This is a genomic window from Tolypothrix campylonemoides VB511288_2, assembly GCF_045999855.1.
Lineage (GTDB): Bacteria > Cyanobacteriota > Cyanobacteriia > Cyanobacteriales > Nostocaceae > Scytonema > Scytonema bouteillei_A.
Genome location: NZ_JBFPMW010000005.1, coordinates 615078 through 635765 on the forward strand (window position 1 = coordinate 615078; position 20688 = coordinate 635765).

The window sequence follows — 20688 nt, forward strand, 5'->3', positions numbered from 1 at the left end:
CCTTGTGGTTACTGACGCTTTCACTTACAGAAATTTATCTGCTCTCATTTTACCTACCAGCTACCGCCATCTCCACCTCCACCTCCAGAGTCACCGCCGGAACTACCACCTCCACCATCAAAACCACTAGAGTAATCCGAACTAATTGCAGGTATTGTTATGACATCTGCCTTGTAATAGTCGCAACAATAGCATTTTTCAGTCACTATTTTTTGACCTTTGTTGGCTGTAGTGGCTCTTTGCAAAATCTGTGATGTACGTTCTACTGTCAATTCCTTACAGGTGGGACACATAGTAAATTGACGATTCTTAGGTGCATAAGCACGTATGTGAACTCCTGTTTCAGTAGGGTTGGGATAACATTTTGGACACCGCCATCCCTCAAAACTAACGCTACCTAATGTTTGAGCAGCTTGCTCTGGTTTGCTAAGGTAAGAAATCAGTGATAATGAGTCTATTTTTGTCATGGGCTGTCGGCATTGAGTGCATTTTGCTACTTCATCTTTTTCAGTTTTGTACACCCGAGAACGACCATTGGGTGCAAGTAAAGGATGGCGGAGAGCTAGTGCGATCGCGATCGCACTTCCTATGACAGCAACTCCTATCAATCCAAAGAAAATTGCTTCTGGATGGTACTCAGCAATATCCTCCAGATAAAGAGATTTCTGATCTGATAAAGAAGAAACAAGTGCTTGTGTTCCCGCAACTATCCCTGAAGAAAATTCCCCTAATTTAAATTGAGGAATGATTTCTAACTCAATAATTTCCTTAACACGCCTGTTAGGTAAAACTGATGGAGTTCCTACGCCAGTTTTAATTTCTACTCTGCGGTCATTTTTAGAAATTAAAAATAACACACCGTAGGTTTTTCCGTTTTTGCCAAGTCCCCAGCGATAAAAAAGGTCTCTTGCAAACTGCTTTGGGCTGGAACTAGGCGCTGTTTCTGTGACTGTCACCACAGCTATTTCATTTCCCGTTTTTTTCTCCAAATCAGATAGAACTTGATTCAACTGCTCTTCGGTTTCCGGGTTGAGTAAATTTGCCATATCTGTCACCCAACCTTGATTGTATAAATGAGGGTTGGGAACTTCTCGGATAGTAATAGCTTGTGCGGGTACAGAAATACAGCAAAGCACAAAGCAAATTAAAGTACACTTTAAAGCTAACGACAGAGCTTTTTTAAACATCTTTTTGATAGAATTGCTATTAATCAGAATTCTTTTTTTTGGCAACACATCCCGCGTCTAACAATATTGATTCTCCAGCATTAAACGCAGTACAATCTTGCACCACTTTAGATAAAGCGGGAACTGTTCCTTTTTGCAAACTCTCTAATGTTTCTCTCATCAATTTTGCTAGCATATCATCTGGCAATTTTGGTGATAGGTACTGCCGCAACCATTTTGTGTTTGTTATGTATTCGGGAGAAAACACTGTTTTCCTTGTATCTATTAAGAAGAAATCTACACCATATTTTTTAATCAAATTTTGGGCATCTGCTAGATCAAAACTGTAATGAGCGCGAACTAAATCAGCTAATCGCTGACGAAATTGGCGGTAATAACCAACATGGTAGGCAATTGCATACTCATTACCAACTAGAATAGGACGTTGAGCAAAACTAGGTATGTTGTTAGCTTCTCCTACCAAAGATGCGATAATTGTATCTTTAGGAGATTGTTGAAGAAATTGATATAACCCTGTTGTTTGACCTATTACATAACTCTTAGTTGGAAACTTATTTTTCCAGAAAATATTGGGATAAAAAACAGTAAATATACTGATTATCAATATTAAAAATATTGCTAAAAGTTTGCGTTTCCGATTTGTGGTAAGAATGGCATCTAATATTAACGTGAGTGCGATCGCAGTAGTTAAAGCTAGAACAATTTTAGAACTATGAACTGTAAATCGGCTTGGAAGATACAGTTTGAACAGCAGAATATGAGCTGCAAAAAATAAAAATAAGGAAGTAATTATTAGATGAATCAGTAGATAAATATTCTTACTTACCTGTTGGGCGAGTGGGAAACGAGATTTCAATCGCAATAACAGAGGTAAAAACACTCCTAGAAAAACTATCGATGGATTAAACGATATTCTCAACCCAGCACGGCTTGCACTCAACCAAAAGCGCCATGGATTGTCATCATGAAAAAAGCTCATTCTTCCTGATGAAAGAAACTCCGGTAATGTTCTGGCTTCTTTCACAGAGATCAAGGAACCAAATGGCGAAGCATTCAAAAAATAAGGGAGGAGGCTTCCGAATCCAACCACTATCCCCAATCCGCAAAACCAATAATCGCTAGGTTCTCTAGATAATCGCAGTAAACCATTGTCAAACTTAAAAATTGGCAAAATTAAAACGCCAATAGATATCAGCACAAACCCAGGATAAAATAAGCCCAGCAGTGCTAGAAATACAAGGCATGGCAATAACGAACGTTTTAGTAGATAGTAAGCCAATGCAAAGAAAAAAGGATATAAAAAAGCTCTAGATGTTGCTGAAATGATATCGTCTCCCAACCATAAACTTTGATTCAGTATCAACGTACCGAGAAAACCCGTGAGTGGTATTGGCAAGATTTCTACACAAATACCAAAGCAATACACAGTTGTCATAATACCCAGCAAGACTGGTAAAATCTTGCTAACTAAAATTGGGTTAATGCCTGCTACTGCTAGTATTTGATAAAAAGCTTTGTAACCGTGTGGTGCAATGGATTCAAAATAATCGGCTATTAAATCTTTGGGAAACAATTGATTATCGATAAATCGTTGCATCCAAAAAATATGTTGTCTGGCATCATCTTGAATGATATATTGATGTTGAAAGGTTGGTAAGACAGCAATTACACTATAAACAGTTGCCACAGCTATACTGAGAGTCAACCAAAAAATTGTAGAAATTTTCGTTTTTTTAGTTAAAGCGGTAAATGGATAATACGTGTCAGTCACTGCCATTTTTGCAAAGGATAAAGGATGAAGGATAAAGGATGAAAAAAAAATGTTTCATTCTCGATCTAATAAAAGATAACAGATACAGATAAATCTGGAGAGGAAAATCAATGCTTTTTGGAGTTCTTTCAAGCTCTCTAAATTAATTTAAGGGCTGGGCTTCATACTTCTGTTGACTATCGAATTAGCTTTTCCTATGCTTAAATGAACAAAGTTATATACATAGTGCTTTTCAGAAATCATTATGCAGTCAGACACGCAAATAGGTAAAGATTCTCAAGTTACACAATCTGTATGTCCAGCTTTTTCGCTTGTTCTGCCTGTATATAACGAAGAAAAAAGTATTGCAGCAACATTAAGTAATTTGCACCGTACCCTTAACTTAGCTCGCTGTCAGTACGAAATTATTGTGGTTAACGATGGCTCTACAGATGAGACTGGTGATATTTTAAGCTCCCACAGTGATATTCGTATCATAGAACATATCAGAAATCGGGGGTATGGTGCAGCTTTAAAATCAGGAATTCGTCAAGCTAAGTATCCCCTGATTGTCATTACTGATGCTGATGGGACTTATCCTAACGAGCGGATTCCAGAACTAGTAGCTCTTACTAACCAGGCTGATATGGTTGTTGGAGCTAGAATAGGGAACAATGTCACGTACTCAAATCTCCGTAAAATCCCAAAGTGGTTTTTAGTCCGTTTTGCAGAATGGATTTCCATGACGAGCATTCCTGACTTGAATAGTGGGTTAAGGGTGTTCCGTAAAAGCATTGTTGAGGAATTTTTAAATATCCTACCTGATACCTTCAGCTTTACTACCACCATTACACTGGCGATGCTCACCAATCACTACATCGTTCATTATGTCCCGATTGACTACCATCATCGGGTTGGTAAGAGCAAGATCAAACCCGTTCAAGATACTTTACGTTTTGTGCAACTCATTCTGCGTGTAGGAGTGTATTTTGCTCCATTACGTGTCTTTTTACCTGTTGCTGGGTTGTTTTTCGCAGCTTTTCTGATTACACTTTGTCAAGATATCTTTATTAGACGCGATTTAACCGAGCGTACTTTGATTCTCTTTGTTGCTGCTACTCAACTGGGTATGTTTGCTTTATTGGCTGATATGATTGACAAGCGTAGTGGGAAAGGGTAAGCATCCTCTTTCTAGCTTTTGCTAATTAATGATAATATGGCAAAATAATATTACGTACACTAAATAATTGAGTATGGTTCCCAAACCACATAATTCTCAAGATTTGGCGTCTTGGCAGCAAGTTCGTGCTCCCTATGGCACGGGCTACCGCATTAAACTTCTTTCACAACTCCTTGCTCGCAAGTTTACAGAACATTTGGAACCGTTTGGCTTGACACCCTTTCATTGGGTTGTTCTGTGTTGTCTGTGGGAAGAAGACGGTTTACCGACTTCTAGTATAGGGGATAAACTACAACAAGTCGGCGGTACGTTAACTGGTGTCCTGGATAGAATGGAGGAAAGAAAATTGATTCGTCGAGAACGCGATTCTCGCGATCGCCGCATCTGGCGCATCTGGTTAACCGACGCAGGTAAGGAACTCGAAACTGTGTTACCACCTATAGCAGTTGAAATTCGCGAGCAAGCGATGCGCGGTATTTCCTACGCCGATCGCGAGTTATTTTCCCAATTACTGAGTAAGGCAATTGACAATCTTTCATAAAAGAATCACCTGAATGGGTGATACCAGATTTAAATTTTTCTTTTAAGATATTACGTATTCTAAATAAACAAGCTCTAAGCAAATATTACGTACTCTAAGCAATTTACAAAAATTTACTTTCAATCTATCAGGGAAGCCCAGTCATCATGAAACTCACAAACGATAACGGAAACAGACGTAACGGACATAAAACAGTAGTTTTAGAACCAGAACTCGTCAAAGATCTAGAGACACTCGAAGCCGCGACAGCAGATAAAACTGCAAATGAAGAAACCGCAGTACTGATTCCAGAAAAGAGTGTCAATACTCCATTAGAAGAAGAAAATCAAGAAACCGTACCGCAACCACCAGAAAACTCAAAACAGAAGAAGCCAATGGGATTGATATTGGCAGCATTGGGTGTGGGTGCGATCGCAGCAAGCGGTTTTGGTTATCGATGGTGGCAGTATGCGTCCAGCCATCAAGAAACAGACAACGCCCAAGTAGCAGGACACATTCACCAAGTTAGCAGTCGTATTCCCGGAACAGTCAGTCAAGTTCTGGTGAATGACAACCAGTTAGTGCAACCGGGACAATTGTTAGTAAAACTCGATCCCCGAGATTATCAGAGCAAAGTGCAGCAAGCAACCGCAGCATTACAAAATGCCCGCCGTCAAGCAGAAGCCGCACAAGCAAACATTGCTCTGGCTTCAGAAACAACCACAGCTAAAACCACTCAAGCACAAGGAGATGTGAGTGGAGCATTAGCAGCGATTTCCACTGCTACTGCAGCAGTGCAAGAAGCCCAAGCAGGAATTCCTGCAGCACAAGCAGAAGTCAAAGTCGCTGAAGCAGGAGTTCCCACAGCCCAAGCACAGGTAGCACAAGCAGATGCGAATTTACAGAAAGCCCAAGCTGATTACAACCGTTACAACACCTTATATCAACAAGGCGCAATTGCTCGCCAACAATTAGATACAGCAAAAGCAGCCTATGATGTTGCTTCCGCACAGAAGAGCGCGGCTACTCAAGCAGTGCAACAAGCACAAGCGAGACTCGCAGCAGCAAGAGTTGGCGTAGCCAAAGCACAATCTCAACTAGCACAAGCGCAAGAAGGCGTTGTCAGCGCCCAAGCGAAATTAGCCGCATCGAAGGGAGGCTTGCAACAAGCGACTGCAAGTGGAAAACAAACTACAGTCAACCGCAGCCAGTTTGAAGCCGCAAAAGCAGCCATAGCCCAAACAGAAGCATCTTTGAAAGATGCTCAATTGCAGCTGTCTTACACCAACATCACGGCTCCTGCGAGCGGACACATAGGGCGCAAAACGGTAGAAGTTGGGAACCGGATACAAGCAGGTACGCCACTGATGGCGATTGTGAGCAACGAATATTGGCTCGTAGCCAACTTTAAAGAAACCCAATTAGAAGACATGAAGCCGGGACAAGAAGTAGAAATTAAGCTAGATGCATTTCCCCATCATACTTTTGTGGGTCATGTTGATAGTATTTCTCCTGCTTCAGGTGCTCAATTTGCCCTTTTACCACCAGATAACGCCACAGGTAACTTTACTAAAATTGTGCAGCGCGTTCCTGTCAAAATTGTTTTCGAGCCAAAAAGTATAAAAGGCTATGAAGCACGAATTACGCCAGGAATGTCTGCAGACGTTAGCGTAACAGTGAAATAATTATGAATTATGAATTATGAATTATGAATTATGAATTGAAGGTTCGAGCATTCAGCATTCATCATTCATATCTTCCCTTAGGGAGGGGCTAGGGTGAGAGTCTGATGATATTTATGAAGAGACAAGACAGGTATAAAACAACCCTTGTATGAATACGCGATCGCCCATAGGCAAATTACTGCCACCTGCATTAAAGTCAAGAAACTACCAATTATTTTTTACCGGACAAGGCATTTCTTTAATTGGGTCTTGGATGACTCAACTAGCTACAATTTGGCTGGTTTACGATCTAACAAACTCCGCTTTTATGTTAGGTGTTGTCGGCTTTACCAGTCAAATTCCTAGCTTTTTTCTAACTCCTTTTGGTGGGGTATTTGTCGATCGCTTTTCCCGTCATCACACTCTCATCGGTACGCAAGTACTGGCAATGATACAGTCTTTGGCATTAGCGCTCTTAGCATTTACCGGTACTATCCAAATTTGGCACATTATTGCTCTAAGTTTGTTTCAAGGATTTATTAATGCCTTTGATGCACCAGCCAGACAAGCATTTGTACCGGAGTTAGTGGAACGTAGAGACGATTTAGCCAATGCTATTGCCATTAACTCAACCATGTTTAATGGAGCGAGGTTAATTGGTCCGGCGATTGGAGGATTGCTAATTGCCAGAGTTGGGACTGCTTACTGTTTTCTCATTGATGGGTTGAGTTATATTGCAGTCATTATAGCTTTACTGGCAATGAAAATTAAGCCTTTAAGGATGACGGCAACTCATGGCAATCCTTTAGTAGAAATCAAAGAAGGATTTGCTTATGCTTTTGGTTTTCCACCCATTCGAGCTATTTTACTAATATCAGCTTTAGTCAGCTTTTTTGGAATGCAATATACTGTTCTTGCCCCAGTGTTTGCAGAAGAAATTCTTAAAGGTGGTGCAGAAACTTTAGGTTTCTTAATGGCTGGTTCGGGAGTTGGAGCATTAAGTGGTGGTATTTATCTAGCAACGCGAAAAACCGTCATAGGGCTTGGAAAACTGATTGTTTTAGGTCCGACTGTTTTAGGGATTGGGTTAATTGCCTTTGCCTTCTCGCGCATACTTCCAATTTCGTTGCTAACAATGCTGTTCGTTGGTTTGGGGACAATTATTCAAATTGCCAGTAGCAACACAGTTCTACAGACTATTGTTCGGGAAAATATGCGCGGACGAGTCATGAGCTTATACACAATGTCATTTTTAGGCACAATCCCCTTTGGTAATTTAGTAGGAGGTGCATTAGCTCGTCAAATCGGTGCTCCTACAACTTTAATTATTGATGGTATAGTTTGTATCTTAGGTTCCATATATTTTGCCAAACAGTTACCCGCTTTAAGGAAATTGGTTCACCCAATTTTTATTGAAAAAGGTATTGCAGTCAGTGCCAAACAATAATTCAATTTTCAAAAAATCTCTGGAGTCCTGCTGTGACTAATACAAATGCAGTTGGCAATGGAGGCAATCGGGGTTCTACCAAATCTCCCTCCAATCAACAAATCCCCTTAAGAACCTGGATAGGCGTATTAGCCAGTATGCTTGGTGCTTTTATGGCAGTACTGGATATTCAGATTACCAATGCTTCTTTACAAGAAATCCAGGCAACTTTAGGAGCAACTCTAGAAGAAGGTTCTTGGATTTCTACGGCGTATCTTGTGGCAGAAATTGTAGTGATACCCCTCACGGGATGGCTGTCTCGTGTCTTTTCCCTACGACGGTATTTATTAGTTAACACTGCCCTATTTATCTTATTTTCCATAACTTGTGCTTGGGCGTGGAATCTCAACTCTATGATTGTTTTCCGAGCCTTACAAGGTTTCACTGGAGGAGTGTTAATTCCCACGGCTATGGCCGTTGTACTAACATATTTGCCTCCATCCAAACAACCCATCGGTCTGGCTGCTTTTGGACTTACAGCAGTTTTTGCACCATCTATTGGTCCAACATTAGGTGGTTGGTTAACAGAAAATTACAGCTGGCAGTATAGCTTTTATATAAATGTCTTTCCCGGTTTGTTAATGCTGGCTGGGGTGTGGTATGGAATTAAACAAGAACGTCCCCAACTACAATTGCTCAAGCAAGGTGATTGGTTGGGAATTGTTTCCATGGCAATTGGTTTGGGTTCACTGCAAATTGTGCTAGAAGAAGGGAGTCGGAAAGATTGGTTTAGCTCAGCCTTGATTGTCCGCCTAAGTATCATAGCAGCAATTTTTGTGGCGTTATTCTTTTGGATTGAATTAACTCGCAAACAACCGTTTATTAATTTAAGACTGGTACGATATCGTAACTTTGGATTAGCAAGTGTTGTCAATGTTTCTTTAGGTGTGGGATTGTACGGGTCAATTTATATTTTGCCACTCTATCTCGCCCAAATTCAAGGATACAATGCCCTGCAAATCGGTGAAGTTCTCATTTGGGCGGGAATTCCTCAATTATTTATTATTCCCTTTATACCCAAGCTTATGCAACGTATTGATGTGCGGTTAATGGTGGCTGTAGGTGTAGCTTTGTTTTCTATAAGTGTCTTTATGAACGCTAGGATGACTTATCAAACAGGGCTAGATCAATTGCGATGGTCGCAACTTGTGCGTGCCATGGGACAACCACTGATTATGGTACCGTTAACTTCAATCGCTACTGCAGGATTAAACCCTAAAGATGCTGGTTCTGCAAGTGGTTTATTCAATATGATGCGGAATTTAGGTGGTTCTGTAGGAATTGCAGCATTAGCAACTTTATTAACTAATAGAGAACAATTTCATTCCAATAGATTGGGGGAGTCGGTGTCTATATATAGTTCTGCAACTCAAGAGCGAATTAACCAGCTCGCTCAATATTTTGCCAATCGTGGCGGTGTGGATTTAGAGACAGCACAAAACCAAGCAATAGCTGCCATTGATAAGATTGTGCGTCGTGAAGCTTTTGTTATGGCTTTTAACGATTGTTTCTATTTTATTGGTATTGCTTTATTGTTGAGTGGGATTGCGATTTTATTTATTAAAAAAGTTAAGCCGACGGGTGGGGCTGTAGCGCATTAATAGAATTTTGAATTTTAGATTTTAGATTTTGGATTGACCGATTTTGGATTTTGGATTTTAGATTTTAGATTTTGGATTGACCGATTTTGGATTTTAGATTTTAGATTTTAGATTGACCGATTTTGGATTTACGGATTTTGGATTTTAGATTTTGGATTGACCGATTTTGGATTTACGGATTTTGGATTTACGGATTTTGGATTGTGAAGCTTAAACAACTGGGTAATTTCAGCTAATAGCTTGGCTTTGTTTGTCTGGGGGACTTCCAATAAAAAAATCATCCCATCGTAAGGGCGCAAGGCATTGCGCCCCTACACGTTGATTTCTGATTTGGGATAATTTATTTTTTGCTGTTCCCTAGCTGCAAGTTCTATTCGGCTCAATTATTATCTCTTTTTTAGATCCTATAGCAATGCTAAGCCATTTATAAAAAATTTTCAGCATTCTAAAGTGGGCAATGCCCACCCTACGTGTCTTTTACAAATTAAATAGGATTGCTATAGTACAAGTCAGCGTAAATAAGGCGACCATTATAAATCACGCGAAAGTTGACGGTGCCAGCCTTTACTTTCATCCTTTAGCCTTCAGACTTCAGCCTTCATGTCATAGTGCGATCGGTTTATAATGATTACTAAATTACGATAAATAAAGTACTGAGATGGTTACTAGCAGACTTGAATACTATATTTCACCAGAAGAATATTTAGAAGCTGAGAAATCCAGTCAGATCAAACACGAGTATATTGATGGGCAAGTCTTTGCAATGGCAGGAGCAAGTGATGCTCACGTTACCATCAGTCTAAACTTATCATTTCTCTTACGAAATCATCTCCGGGGTACAGGTTGTCGTGTTTACGCATTTGATATGAAAGCACAAATTGAAGCCTTAAATTGCTACTACTATCCTGATGTGATGGTCACTTGTGATGCTAGAGATAGAGAGTTTGAATACTTGAAAAAGTTTCCTTGCTTGATTGTAGAAGTACTTTCGGATTCAACAGAAGCATTAGACAGAGGTAAAAAGTTTGCTAACTACCGACATCTAGAAACACTTCAAGAATATGTCCTTATTTCCCAAGACGCAATGGCTGTAGAGTGTTTCCGTCGCAATCAGCAAGGTCGTTGGGAACTTATTCCGTTTGAAAAAGACGAAGAAGTGCATTTAGCAAGCGTTGATTTTCGTTGTCCTATAGCAGCAATCTATGAAGATGTAACTTTAAACGCTCCAATCAGTAAATAATTCAGCTGTTATTCTACCCTTGTAAAGGGAGGGAAAGTTTCGTCCGTTTTACTGTTTAAGACCAATATATTTGTAAATAGTGACGATATAAATTGCAGCGTGGTAATACGTTATCTCCTTGCAATTTGACCAGTCCTATACTATGTAATTTAAATTTATTGATTGTCGATATTTTGGTAGAGTTATTGTGAACTACATCTTTCATCGCATCTGCTAATTCCGGTTGTTGCGTCAGAATTAAAGTTTGGCGACGTAAATGCTCTGCATAAATACTTGATGAACTCGTAGGATTTTCTAGTATCTGGGTTAAAGTCACATTTCTATTGGCAATGTGATAAAGGGTAAGACGCACTAAAAATGGATGTCCACCCACTAGCATCATTAATTTGTCAGCTTCGGTTTCATCCCAATCGAGTTGATACCTCTGAACTAAATCTAAAATCTGTTGATTGTTAAATTCTGGCAATTCTACAGATAGACCTACATTAAATGGAGATTGATTAATATCAAGAGGTACGTAAACTTCTGTAGAATGTACAATGACCAATCGCAGTTTTTTCCAAATTTCTCGCCGTTTGCCTTCTTCGTGTAAAGCGCGTAGCAGCCCAAAAAAATCTCGATAAATTTCTGAATATTCAAAAACTTTATCAACCTCATCTAAACCAAGGGTTAGCGGTTTATTAATTGTTGGTAGTAAATACTCTTCAAAATAAGCTTTACACGCCATACTGCTACCCACAATTTCTGCTAAATCCCAATATTCATCAATTTGATTCGGGATATTTAAAGCTAAACCAACACTTGCACAAAACCACCGAAAAAATTTATCTGAATTGACAAAAATTTGCTGTGCTGCAAGTTGGAAATCCAATATGACGGCACAGTCTCCTTGAGAATGCGATTTATCAATAATTCTTGCCAAAAGAGAAGTTTTCCCCATTTGTCTGGGTGCTTTAATCCTAATTAAGGCACCAGGTTTGTGAATTTGTTCGTTACATCGTTCTTCGATTGGGGAACGCTTGATATAAAATGGCGAATCTAATGGTACTAGCCCGGATGGATGCTCTAGAGATTGGGATGAAGATATTTCTTGAGTTTCTTTGTGATTTTCCTCTATGGTGCGTGCTAATGGTGATAAAAATACATCTTTTCCACTTTCCACCGTTAAATCAGTAGTTAAGTCAGCAATATCTTGCCATTCTAGCCCTAAAGCCCGACAGATTTCTCGAAAATTAAGGTAATCAACAGGTCTGCCATTAAGAAAACTACTGATAGTAGACTGAGATATTTGCAAATATTCAGCTAAATCGGTTTGACGAATGTATCCATTACGCGGTAGCGCCGACTTTACCTCTGTTATGAATTCAGAACGTACTCTAACTGAACGTGGCATTTCTGAGATGACAACTGCTAGATTTATTGATTTGGCAAAATTGTAAAATCTTCAATCTCATTACAAAGTCGATACGTACTCGATATACTCCTATGCGAACTCAAGTGCTGTCAAGGTTACATGGGATTAGTAGCAATAAGGTTCGAGGTGCAACCTGCAAACACTAGTTCTACTTTAACCGAAACCCCGTCTGGATTACACAATTATGAAATTTGCCTTACCCATACCTTCTTTATTAGCTTGTGCATCATCTATTCTGCTGCTAGGTTTTTCAATGCCAATGATTACACCAATCCTAGCCTCTGAGAATTCAGATGCCTGCAAATCTCTTAAGCCACTATATCTTAATACAGTAGCTGACTTCACAAGCATGGGACATTTTCAACAGGAGTGCGAAAAAAACTCACAAGCTGCAGTTTCTTCTTTCACCGAAGCAATTCGGCTCAATCCACAAGCTGAAGAACCTTATTATCATCGTGCAAATGCTTATGCTGCAATTGGGAATTATAAAGCTGCAGTAGAAGATTATACTGAAGTCATTAGGCAAAATACAGGTAGATTGGGTTTTAGTGATGTTGCCTACTGGAACAGGGCTAGGGCTTATGAAAAGTTAGGTGAAAAACAGAAAGCAATTTCAGATTTGACTCAATTCATTAGTGGAACTGCTTCTTCTGCTGATGCCTACTTTTTCTGAGGGAATATGTACCGGGATTTAGGAAATAGAGAAAGTGCGATCGCAGATTATAAAGCAGCAGAAAAATTGCTTCAGGAATATTTACAGGGGTCTTTCGGAAGTGGTTTCCAAGATCCTCGATATCAACAGATGTTGGAGGAAGTAACAAATGAATTATCAAAACTAAACGAGCGATCGAAATAGATTGTAGGGTAGGTGACGTATTTGCCGTTACGTACCCAATTATATATAGCAATCCTATTTCAGATCTAAACAAGGAGGACAAAAAAGAGGTGTTTGTAACTCCTACACGGACTGATATAGTGGTGCTTTACGCTGCGCTTTTAAAGAACCCACAAACTTTTTTTGTAACAATTTCAAAATACAACTTCAAGTCATTAGTAGGCTGAGTTAGAGAATGAAAAATAATTTTTCCTATAAAGTTGGTGGAAGCCTTACAGAAGATGCTCCCAGTTACGTAGTTAGACAGGCAGACTCTGACCTTTACAATGAATTAAAAGCTGGAAATTTTTGTTATATTTTTAATTCCCGACAAATGGGTAAAACCAGCTTGCAAGTTCGCACAATCAAGCGACTGCAAGCTGAAGGAATCGCTTGTACTACAATTGATATTTCCGGACGCGGTAGTAAAGATATAAACCCGGAACAGTGGTATGCGGGTATTGTTTATACATTGGTTGCCAACTTTGAAATAGCTAACCCCAGTGAATTTATTAGAACATGGTGGAGAGAAAACTGCGAATTATCGCCCATACAGCGATTAGATATATTTGTGGAAACTTTTTTGTTAGAGAAAATTAAGAGCAAAATAGTTATTTTTATTGATGAGATTGATAGTATTTTAAGCCTAAAATTTGAGAAAGATGATTTTTTTGCTTGGATTAGGAGTTGTTATGAAAAACGCAATCTTAATAGCGAATTTAATAGAATTACTTTTGTCCTGCTTGGAGTAGCAACACCAAGCGATTTAATCGCAGATAAAGTAAGAACACCCTTTAATATAGGTCGTGCAATTCAACTCAAAGGTTTTCAAATACACGAAATCGCACCTTTAGCATCAGGGTTAAAAGGGATGGAAAATCCACAAGCTATTTTGCAAGAAGTTTTAGCGTGGACTGGAGGACAACCGTTACTTACACAAAAATTATGCGATTTGTTAGTAATTTCTCATAACTATATTCATTATGATTCGCTGAGAGCAAAAGGAAAAATTACAGAAGCTGAATGGGTGGAGAATACTGTTAGAAAGCAAATCATTGAAAACTGGGAATCCCTTGACGAACCGCCCCATTTAAAAACCATCAAAGATAGAATTTTGATGAGCAAGCATAATACAGTCGCATTACTTGGGTTATATCAGCAAATTTTACAATTAGGACAAATTCCCGCTTCTGATAGCCCAGAACAAATAGAATTACGCCTATCCGGATTGGTTGTAGAACAGCAGGGAGCTTTAAGGGTTTATAACCGTATTTATGCTAGTGTTTTTGATTTAAATTGGGTAGAGAAATCACTTGCACTCTTTAGACCTTATGCAGAAGCATTATCAGCTTGGTTTGCTTCAAGCTGTCAAGATAATTCTAGATTATTGCGTGGCAAAGCATTAGAAGATGCAAAAAACTGGGCAGCTAATAAAAGTTTAAATCAGCAGGATTACCAGTTTTTAACTGCTAGCCAGGAATTTGAAAAACAAGAAATAGCCACTGCATTAGCATTTCAAGAAGAAGAAAGTCGCATTTTAGCACGAGCTAACGAGACTTTAACCCAAGCACAACATCAAGCCAAACGACAAATTCGTATCGGTGGTGGAGTTCTTATTTGTTCTCTTATTGGAGCAACGATCGCTTTTGCCTCTGGAACTCATCAATTACGAGAAGCGCAGGAAGGAACAAGATTAGAACACGCAGGGCTTGTAGCGCTACAACAGTTTAAAACAAAACAAATTGAATCTTTAGTGACAGCGGTAGATGCAGGACAAAGGTTAAAAGAACTAGTAAAAGATGGACGTCCTCTCGAAAACTATCCTGCAACCAGTCCAGTTTTCGCCTTGCAAACAATACTCGATAATATCCGTGAATTTAAGCAATTTGTTGCTCATAAAGATTTTATTACAAATGTGAACTGGAGCCATGATGGAAAGTCTATTATCACCACTTCCGCAGATAAAACCGCTCGTATTTGGAATTTGTCGGGTAAGCTGATGGCAGAACTTAGAGGACATAAAGAACAGGTTAATAGTGCTGATTTTAGTCGAGACGGAAAGTATATTCTTACCACTAGTGTGGATAAAACTGCTCGGATATGGGATACTTCGGGTAAACAGTTAGCAATACTTAAACATCAAGAATATGTAACTAGCGCCAGCTTTAGCCCCGATGGAAAACGTGTCATTACTACTTCTGACAGGCTACCAACACTAGGTCCAGATGGAAAACCTCTTGTTAACAATTCTGATGACAAAATAGCTCACATCTGGGATTTGTCTGGTAATTTATTACTAAAACTTCAACATCAAGATAGAGTTAATAGTGCCAGTTTTAGCCCTGATGGTAAATATATTCTTACTGCTTCTGATGATAAGACTGCTCGTATTTGGAATATGTCGGGTCAGCTATTGGTAACTCTAAGAGGAGATACCATGGCTGTTAAAAGTGCCTATTGGAGTCCGAATGGAAAATATATTTTAACTAATTCTAATGATTCCTATATTTGGGATGTTTCAGGTAAGCAAATTGCCCGATTCCCAGTAAGCGATCGATGGAAAATTATGGATGCTGGTTTTAGTCCTGATAGCCAGCGTGTATTTGTATCAACACCTGAAAAAACGATTGTTTGGGATTTGTCTGGTAGGCTTATTAGAGAAATAAAAAATGAGAAAGCACTCAATGTTGATGCAGGATTTAGTCCAGACGGAAAAAGACTCTTTACAACTGATGACACTATAAAAGTGTGGGATATAAGAGATGAAGTTGTAAAAGGATGGGATTTATCAGGTAATTTACTCACCGAACTGACAGGAAATCAAACAAGACCTCGTTGGAGCCCTGATGGCAAATATATTGTTACTTTTGGACACGATAGAATTGTTCGTATCTGGAATCTATCCGATAGAATACCAGTCAATAAAGTAACTATTAAGTCAAAAGATGCTATTACGGGAGCAAGCTGGAGCCCTGATGGTAAATACATTGTTACCCCTACTTGGAAATCTGTATTACTTTGGGATAAATATGGTAAGCAGTTAGCAAGATTTCAAGGACATTCAGGTATAGTGAGTAGCGCTAATTTTAGTCCTGATGGAAAACTAATTGTCACAGCATCAAATGATAAAACTGCTCGTGTTTGGAATACATCTGGAAAACAGTTATTATTGCTTGCAGGACATGACAAAGAGTTAGAATTCGCTGCTTTTAGCCCTAATGGTAAGTATATTTTAACTACAACTACAGATAGGAAAACTAAGATTTGGTCAAAGGATGGTAAGCTTCTAACTACATTTCCAGCCAGAGGGGTTGCTTGGAGTCTTAATAGTAAATATATTATGGCTATGTTTGATTACGACGGTAAGAATTACTCTAGTTTGTGGAATATTGCAGGAGAAAAAATAGTAGAATTTCCAGAAAGTGAAAATAGTTATTTGGGGGCTCAATTCAGCCAAGATGGAGAGCGTATTGTTACGACTGATGGAAATATAGCAAAAATTTGGAATACTTCAGGTCAAAAATTATCAGAATTCAAAGCAAATCAAAATATTTATAACCCAAGCTTTAGTCCAGATGGAAAACTAATTATTACTACTTCCCCAGACAATAGGGTGATTATTTGGAATACTTCTGGTAGACCCTTAGTTGAAATACCGCATCAAGATGTTGTTACAGATGCCAAATTTAGCCCAGATGGTAAGCGCATTGCCACAGCGTCAAATGATAAAACTTTTCGTGTTTGGGATATATCGGGTAAGCAGCTTGCACAATTTCAGTATTCATCTATGTTTACGTCAGCAGCAAGTTTTAGCCCAGATGGGAAATATATTCTCACGCAAGTCGCCAGTCAATCTCCCCATGGGAACGAAGTGCTGATTTGGCACATTGACGAATTGGATGGGTTATTGGTACGGGGATGCAACTGGTTAAAAGATTATACCAAATTGAACAAAGAATGCGACAGATGGTAGGCACAAATCCAGTCTAAGCACGACTTTCCCAATCCACGCATCTAAAATCTAAAACCCAAAATGGTATTACCTCAATACCCAGCCTCAAGTACGGGAAAGATTAAAAGTTTGTCGGGGCTAGCTGCTAGTCGATCGGTTAAATTCCTGATGATTTTGTATAGCAGTCAGTATTTGCTCTGTTATTTTAATTTGCTCTTGGCTAAATACTGCTTGCTTGAGATGACCTAAAAAAGAACGATCGCGGTATCTAGAATCCAACTGAATAGCTTTTGCATAGACCCGTTTAGCTGCATCTTTATCGCCATTATCCCAATAAGCGATCGCAGCAGCAACCAAAGGATGAGGATTGTTGGGCTCTAAAGTAGCAGCACGTTCGGCACAAATAATAGCAAGGTTATAAACTTGTAGACGATGCCAAGACAAACTCAAATTAAAGTAAGCAATTTCATTATTCGGTTTGAGAATAGCAGCCCAAGCGTGAACTAATGTTGCCACTGGTACATTTCCATCAACTAAATAAACAATTCCCAAAGCATTGTACGCAGGAACAAACAAAGGTTCTTGATAGATAGCTTGCCATAAAGAGATAGCTGCGTCTTTTTCCCTACCTGCTAAATGCTGCGTCCAACCCAAATTCACGCGTCCCATGATATTTTTTGGGTCGAGTTCCACAGATTTTTGCATTGCTGCAATGGCTTCAGGAAACCGTCCTTGCTGGCGATACAACAGCCCTAATTGTCGGTATTCGCCACCAGACTTTGCAGCCAGAGAAGATGGAATCAAAGCAAAAGTCAAAAATACACCCGTACAAATTCCACTTGTTAGCTTTGCTTTTGCTAATTTCAACATCTTCATTTCGAGGTTCCTTTCTGAAGTTTCAGCTAATCCAATAACTCTGGATTAATTCCTAATGCATTCAGTTGTTCCGGAGAAAGCGATCGCAATTTTTCTACAATTTCCTCCCGCTTTTGTCGTTCAACCTCAGCCCTTTGTCGTTCAACCTCAGCCCTTTGTTGTTCAACCTCAGCACGTTCTTCACCTGTGAGCAGTAAATTTCCCTCAGCATCCCACCACCGCAACCACGGCAATTCTGCGTTTTGATACCATCCTCGCCAAATTCCTAACTCGACTCCCATTGGTGCAATGGCATAATGACCCCTTTCATTTTTGTTCATCAGTTGATAGGCATTACCTACGAGACGGTATACTTCTACCCCCGCTTTTTCTACTTCATAAATTGCATAATAAGGAATACGAATGGCTTGCTCGTAAACCCAAAATTTCCCAACTTTCCCTTCTCCCCCTTGTGATGGCGAAGTTTTATCCCGTTCTTCACTCCCATCACCAGAGACAAATTCGATCGCAATTAACGGTGCAACATATTCTTTCCACAAAACGTAGGAACGGCGCATTTTGCCATTCAAAGTTGGCGGTACGTTCGGTACATAAAACCAGTCCGGTGATTCCGCGCCCCTCTCTGGGGGATCTATTAACCGCCAGTAAATCCCAGAATCCTGACCGATACAATACTGACCCTCAGGATGCAGCTTTTCTAAAACAGGTTTAATCGAATCTGTCAGTAGAATACTTTGAGGATGTTCTTGTAAGTTTTTCACAAATGTCCCGTCGGAATCAGGCAATTGCGTGTGGTCGGGTAAACTCAGCACTGAGTCGGTTGGTGTAGTGACAGAAGTCATACGGTTCACCAGGCATCTATCTGATTTTTATTTTAATATTGCAACCGCAGCCTGTTGCCGATAAACGCAGACAGAAAAGAAAAATATCTGCGTTCATCCGCTACAGGCTGTGGTTCAAAATTCCTAAGCGCCTTCCCGCAACTTATCCAATACACCTCTATCCTCTAAAGTAGAAGTGTCCCCAGAAACTTCTTGTCCTGCGGCTAGATTCCGCAACAATCGCCGCATAATCTTACCAGAACGAGTTTTGGGCAAAGCATCGGTAAAGCGGATTTCTCCCGGACGTGCGATCGCACCAATTTCTCGAACAACGTGTTGCTTGAGTTCTTTGCTCAAATCTTCTGTTGCGGTACTCCCTCCTTCTAGAGTTACAAAAGCAACAATCTCTTCTCCCTTCACTTCATCTGGCTTACCCACAACAGCCGCTTCAGCCACTGCAGGATGGGAAACGAGAGCCGATTCAATTTCCATTGTCCCGAGGCGGTGACCTGCTACATTAATCACATCATCAACGCGCCCCATCACCCAGAAATATCCGTCTTCATCGCGTCTTGCGCCATCGCCAGCAAAGTAGACAGATTGCCCATCTTGAAGGCGAACGTGTTCCCAGTAAGTGCGGCGGAAACGGTCTGGATCGCCGTAAATTGTTCGCATCATACCGGGCCAAGGATGTCGGACAATTAAGTAACCGCCTTCATTATCACCTGCTTTGTTGCCATCTAAATCCACAACATCAGCTAAGATTCCAGGGAAAGGACGAGTTGCAGAACCAGGTTTTGCGGGAATAGCACCAGGTAACGGTGTAATCATAATCCCACCTGTTTCCGTTTGCCACCAAGTATCGACAATCGGACAGCGTTCCCCACCGATAACTTTGTGATACCACATCCAAGCTTCTGGGTTAATTGGTTCGCCTACAGTTCCCAACAAGCGCAACGAGGAGAGATTGCGTGCTTTAGGTAGGTGTTCTCCCATTTTGATAAAGGCACGAATAGCAGTAGGTGCGGTATAAAAGATATTGACACCGTACTTTTCAATCACATCCCAGGTACAGCCCGGATTGGAAGCACGAGGAGCACCTTCATACATGAGCGTTGTTGCACCGTTCGACAAAGGACCGTAGACAATGTAACTGTGTCCTGTAATCCAACCTACATCTGCGGTACACCAATATACATCGGTCTCCTTCAAGTCAAAGATCCATTTTGTAGTCATATGGGTGTATAAGTTATAACCAGCAGTGGTATGAACAACACCCTTTGGCTTACCCGTGCTACCAGAAGTATAGAGAATAAACAGCATATCTTCGCTGTCCATTGGTTCGGCAGGACAATCAGCAGACACACCTTTTTGTAACTCATGCCACCAATGGTCTCGTCCTGATTCCATGTGAATTTGCTGGTTGGTACGCTGCACCACGAGGACGTTTTCCACTGAAGGAACAGCCCCATCAGCCAAAGCTTTATCAACTTGATCCTTAAGAGCAACGATCGCATCCTTGCGCCAACCACCATCAGCCGTGATGACCACTTTTGCTTGGGCATCCACAAGGCGATCGCGCAATGCTTCTGCACTAAAACCGCCAAAAACAACACTGTGGGGTGCCCCAATTCTGGCACAAGCGAGCATTGCTATTGCTGCTTCAGGAATCATTGGCATATAAACGCCAACCCTATCTCCTTTTTTCACACCCAACTGCTTCAGAACATTTGCAAACTGGCAAACTTCGCGATGTAATTGGGCATAAGTGAGAGTGCGCGAGTCTCCTGGTTCCCCTTCCCAAATAATAGCCGCTTTATTTTTGCGCCAAGTCGTCAGGTGTCTGTCAATACAGTTGTAAGAAATATTAATTTTTCCTCCAACAAACCACTTTGCAAAAGGTGGTTGCCAGTCCAGCACCGTGTCCCACTTTTGGAACCAGTGCAACTCCTGCTCAGCCAACTCTGCCCAGAATGTTTGAGGATCTGCCTTAGCGCGATCGTAAAGGCGCTGGTAGTCTTCAAGACTTTTGATGTGAGCGTTTTGAGAAAATTCCTGGCTGGGGTGGAACAAACGCTTTTCTTGAAGGATTGATTCTATGGTGATTTGCGACATGATCGTTT

At 40.3% G+C, this 20688-nt stretch carries 15 protein-coding genes; 9 read left to right on the plus strand and 6 right to left on the minus strand.

Annotation, left to right across the window (positions count from 1 at the left end; translation table 11 throughout):
• Nucleotides 1-53 precede the first annotated feature (53 nt).
• Both AB0756_RS19085 and AB0756_RS19090 read right to left on the minus strand, forming a co-directional pair.
• On the minus strand, nucleotides 54-1187 hold the full coding sequence (locus AB0756_RS19085; RefSeq protein WP_137986313.1) for a TPM domain-containing protein: 1134 nt from the start codon (nucleotides 1185-1187) through the stop codon (nucleotides 54-56).
• Nucleotides 1188-1206: 19 nt separating this feature from the next.
• Entirely contained in the window at nucleotides 1207-2964 is a 1758-nt protein-coding gene (locus AB0756_RS19090) for a hypothetical protein (protein ID WP_038083796.1), read from the minus strand.
• A 238-nt stretch (nucleotides 2965-3202) separates the two neighbouring features.
• Here AB0756_RS19090 and AB0756_RS19095 point away from each other — a divergent pair, with 238 nt between their 5' ends.
• The 6 genes from AB0756_RS19095 (at nucleotide 3203) to AB0756_RS19120 (ending at nucleotide 10628) form a co-directional block, all read left to right on the plus strand.
• Nucleotides 3203-4117 carry a glycosyltransferase family 2 protein gene (locus tag AB0756_RS19095; protein ID WP_038083797.1) on the plus strand — a complete coding sequence of 305 codons (915 nt, stop codon included), beginning with the start codon at nucleotides 3203-3205 and terminating at the stop codon, nucleotides 4115-4117.
• A 73-nt stretch (nucleotides 4118-4190) separates the two neighbouring features.
• Nucleotides 4191-4658, plus strand: a complete 468-nt coding sequence (locus AB0756_RS19100; RefSeq protein WP_038083798.1) for a MarR family winged helix-turn-helix transcriptional regulator — start codon at nucleotides 4191-4193, stop codon at nucleotides 4656-4658.
• 146 nt (nucleotides 4659-4804) lie between these two features.
• Nucleotides 4805-6322 (plus strand): HlyD family secretion protein, encoded by a 1518-nt coding sequence (locus AB0756_RS19105; protein WP_137986312.1) that lies wholly within the window; start codon nucleotides 4805-4807, stop codon nucleotides 6320-6322.
• Between the two features lie 148 nt (nucleotides 6323-6470).
• Complete coding sequence (locus AB0756_RS19110; protein WP_038083802.1) at nucleotides 6471-7748, plus strand: MFS transporter; 1278 nt, start codon at nucleotides 6471-6473, stop codon at nucleotides 7746-7748.
• 32 nt (nucleotides 7749-7780) lie between these two features.
• Entirely contained in the window at nucleotides 7781-9388 is a 1608-nt protein-coding gene (locus AB0756_RS19115) for a DHA2 family efflux MFS transporter permease subunit (protein WP_050045904.1), read from the plus strand.
• Between the two features lie 658 nt (nucleotides 9389-10046).
• The gene (locus AB0756_RS19120; protein WP_038083805.1) at nucleotides 10047-10628 is read left to right on the plus strand and encodes a Uma2 family endonuclease; all 582 of its coding nucleotides are present in this window, start codon (nucleotides 10047-10049) and stop codon (nucleotides 10626-10628) included.
• A gap of 55 nt (nucleotides 10629-10683) precedes the next feature.
• On the opposite strand, the gene AB0756_RS19125 is transcribed toward AB0756_RS19120, so the two are convergent.
• A complete protein-coding gene (locus AB0756_RS19125) occupies nucleotides 10684-12021 on the minus strand; it encodes an AAA-like domain-containing protein (RefSeq protein ID WP_038083808.1) in 1338 nt (445 codons plus the stop codon).
• A gap of 205 nt (nucleotides 12022-12226) precedes the next feature.
• Between AB0756_RS19125 and AB0756_RS19130 the strand changes: the two genes are divergently transcribed.
• The 3 genes from AB0756_RS19130 to AB0756_RS19140 all read left to right on the plus strand — a co-directional run bounded on the left by AB0756_RS19130 (nucleotide 12227) and on the right by AB0756_RS19140 (nucleotide 16889).
• Nucleotides 12227-12715: a tetratricopeptide repeat protein gene (locus AB0756_RS19130; protein ID WP_082051720.1), complete on the plus strand. Its 489-nt coding sequence runs from the start codon at nucleotides 12227-12229 to the stop codon at nucleotides 12713-12715.
• Between the two features lie 6 nt (nucleotides 12716-12721).
• On the plus strand, nucleotides 12722-12898 hold the full coding sequence (locus tag AB0756_RS19135) for a hypothetical protein (RefSeq protein ID WP_237265898.1): 177 nt from the start codon (nucleotides 12722-12724) through the stop codon (nucleotides 12896-12898).
• Between the two features lie 214 nt (nucleotides 12899-13112).
• Nucleotides 13113-16889 carry an eIF2A-related protein gene (locus AB0756_RS19140; protein ID WP_038083811.1) on the plus strand — a complete coding sequence of 1259 codons (3777 nt, stop codon included), beginning with the start codon at nucleotides 13113-13115 and terminating at the stop codon, nucleotides 16887-16889.
• A gap of 117 nt (nucleotides 16890-17006) precedes the next feature.
• Here the strand turns inward: AB0756_RS19140 and AB0756_RS19145 are convergent, their stop codons facing one another.
• The 3 genes from AB0756_RS19145 to acs all read right to left on the minus strand — a co-directional run bounded on the left by AB0756_RS19145 (nucleotide 17007) and on the right by acs (nucleotide 20680).
• Entirely contained in the window at nucleotides 17007-17744 is a 738-nt protein-coding gene (locus tag AB0756_RS19145) for a tetratricopeptide repeat protein (RefSeq protein WP_050045902.1), read from the minus strand.
• A 26-nt stretch (nucleotides 17745-17770) separates the two neighbouring features.
• Nucleotides 17771-18586 (minus strand): Uma2 family endonuclease, encoded by an 816-nt coding sequence (locus AB0756_RS19150; RefSeq protein WP_038083814.1) that lies wholly within the window; start codon nucleotides 18584-18586, stop codon nucleotides 17771-17773.
• 123 nt (nucleotides 18587-18709) lie between these two features.
• Nucleotides 18710-20680 (minus strand): acetate--CoA ligase, encoded by a 1971-nt coding sequence (gene acs / locus AB0756_RS19155; RefSeq protein WP_038083816.1) that lies wholly within the window; start codon nucleotides 20678-20680, stop codon nucleotides 18710-18712.
• Nucleotides 20681-20688 lie beyond the last annotated feature (8 nt).

Excerpts from the sequence above, each read along its gene's own strand:
- AB0756_RS19085 (WP_137986313.1), bottom strand. The coding sequence starts at position 1,187 with ATGTTTAAAAAAGCTCTGTCGTTAGCTTTAAAGTGTACTTTAATTTGC.
- AB0756_RS19090 (WP_038083796.1), bottom strand. The coding sequence starts at position 2,964 with ATGGCAGTGACTGACACGTATTATCCATTTACCGCTTTAACTAAAAAA.
- AB0756_RS19095 (WP_038083797.1), top strand. The coding sequence starts at position 3,203 with ATGCAGTCAGACACGCAAATAGGTAAAGATTCTCAAGTTACACAATCT.
- AB0756_RS19100 (WP_038083798.1), top strand. The coding sequence starts at position 4,191 with ATGGTTCCCAAACCACATAATTCTCAAGATTTGGCGTCTTGGCAGCAA.
- AB0756_RS19105 (WP_137986312.1), top strand. The coding sequence starts at position 4,805 with ATGAAACTCACAAACGATAACGGAAACAGACGTAACGGACATAAAACA.
- AB0756_RS19110 (WP_038083802.1), top strand. The coding sequence starts at position 6,471 with ATGAATACGCGATCGCCCATAGGCAAATTACTGCCACCTGCATTAAAG.
- AB0756_RS19120 (WP_038083805.1), top strand. The coding sequence starts at position 10,047 with ATGGTTACTAGCAGACTTGAATACTATATTTCACCAGAAGAATATTTA.
- AB0756_RS19125 (WP_038083808.1), bottom strand. The coding sequence starts at position 12,021 with ATGCCACGTTCAGTTAGAGTACGTTCTGAATTCATAACAGAGGTAAAG.
- AB0756_RS19130 (WP_082051720.1), top strand. The coding sequence starts at position 12,227 with ATGAAATTTGCCTTACCCATACCTTCTTTATTAGCTTGTGCATCATCT.
- AB0756_RS19135 (WP_237265898.1), top strand. The coding sequence starts at position 12,722 with ATGTACCGGGATTTAGGAAATAGAGAAAGTGCGATCGCAGATTATAAA.
- AB0756_RS19140 (WP_038083811.1), top strand. The coding sequence starts at position 13,113 with ATGAAAAATAATTTTTCCTATAAAGTTGGTGGAAGCCTTACAGAAGAT.
- AB0756_RS19145 (WP_050045902.1), bottom strand. The coding sequence starts at position 17,744 with ATGAAGATGTTGAAATTAGCAAAAGCAAAGCTAACAAGTGGAATTTGT.
- AB0756_RS19150 (WP_038083814.1), bottom strand. The coding sequence starts at position 18,586 with ATGACTTCTGTCACTACACCAACCGACTCAGTGCTGAGTTTACCCGAC.
- acs (WP_038083816.1), bottom strand. The coding sequence starts at position 20,680 with ATGTCGCAAATCACCATAGAATCAATCCTTCAAGAAAAGCGTTTGTTC.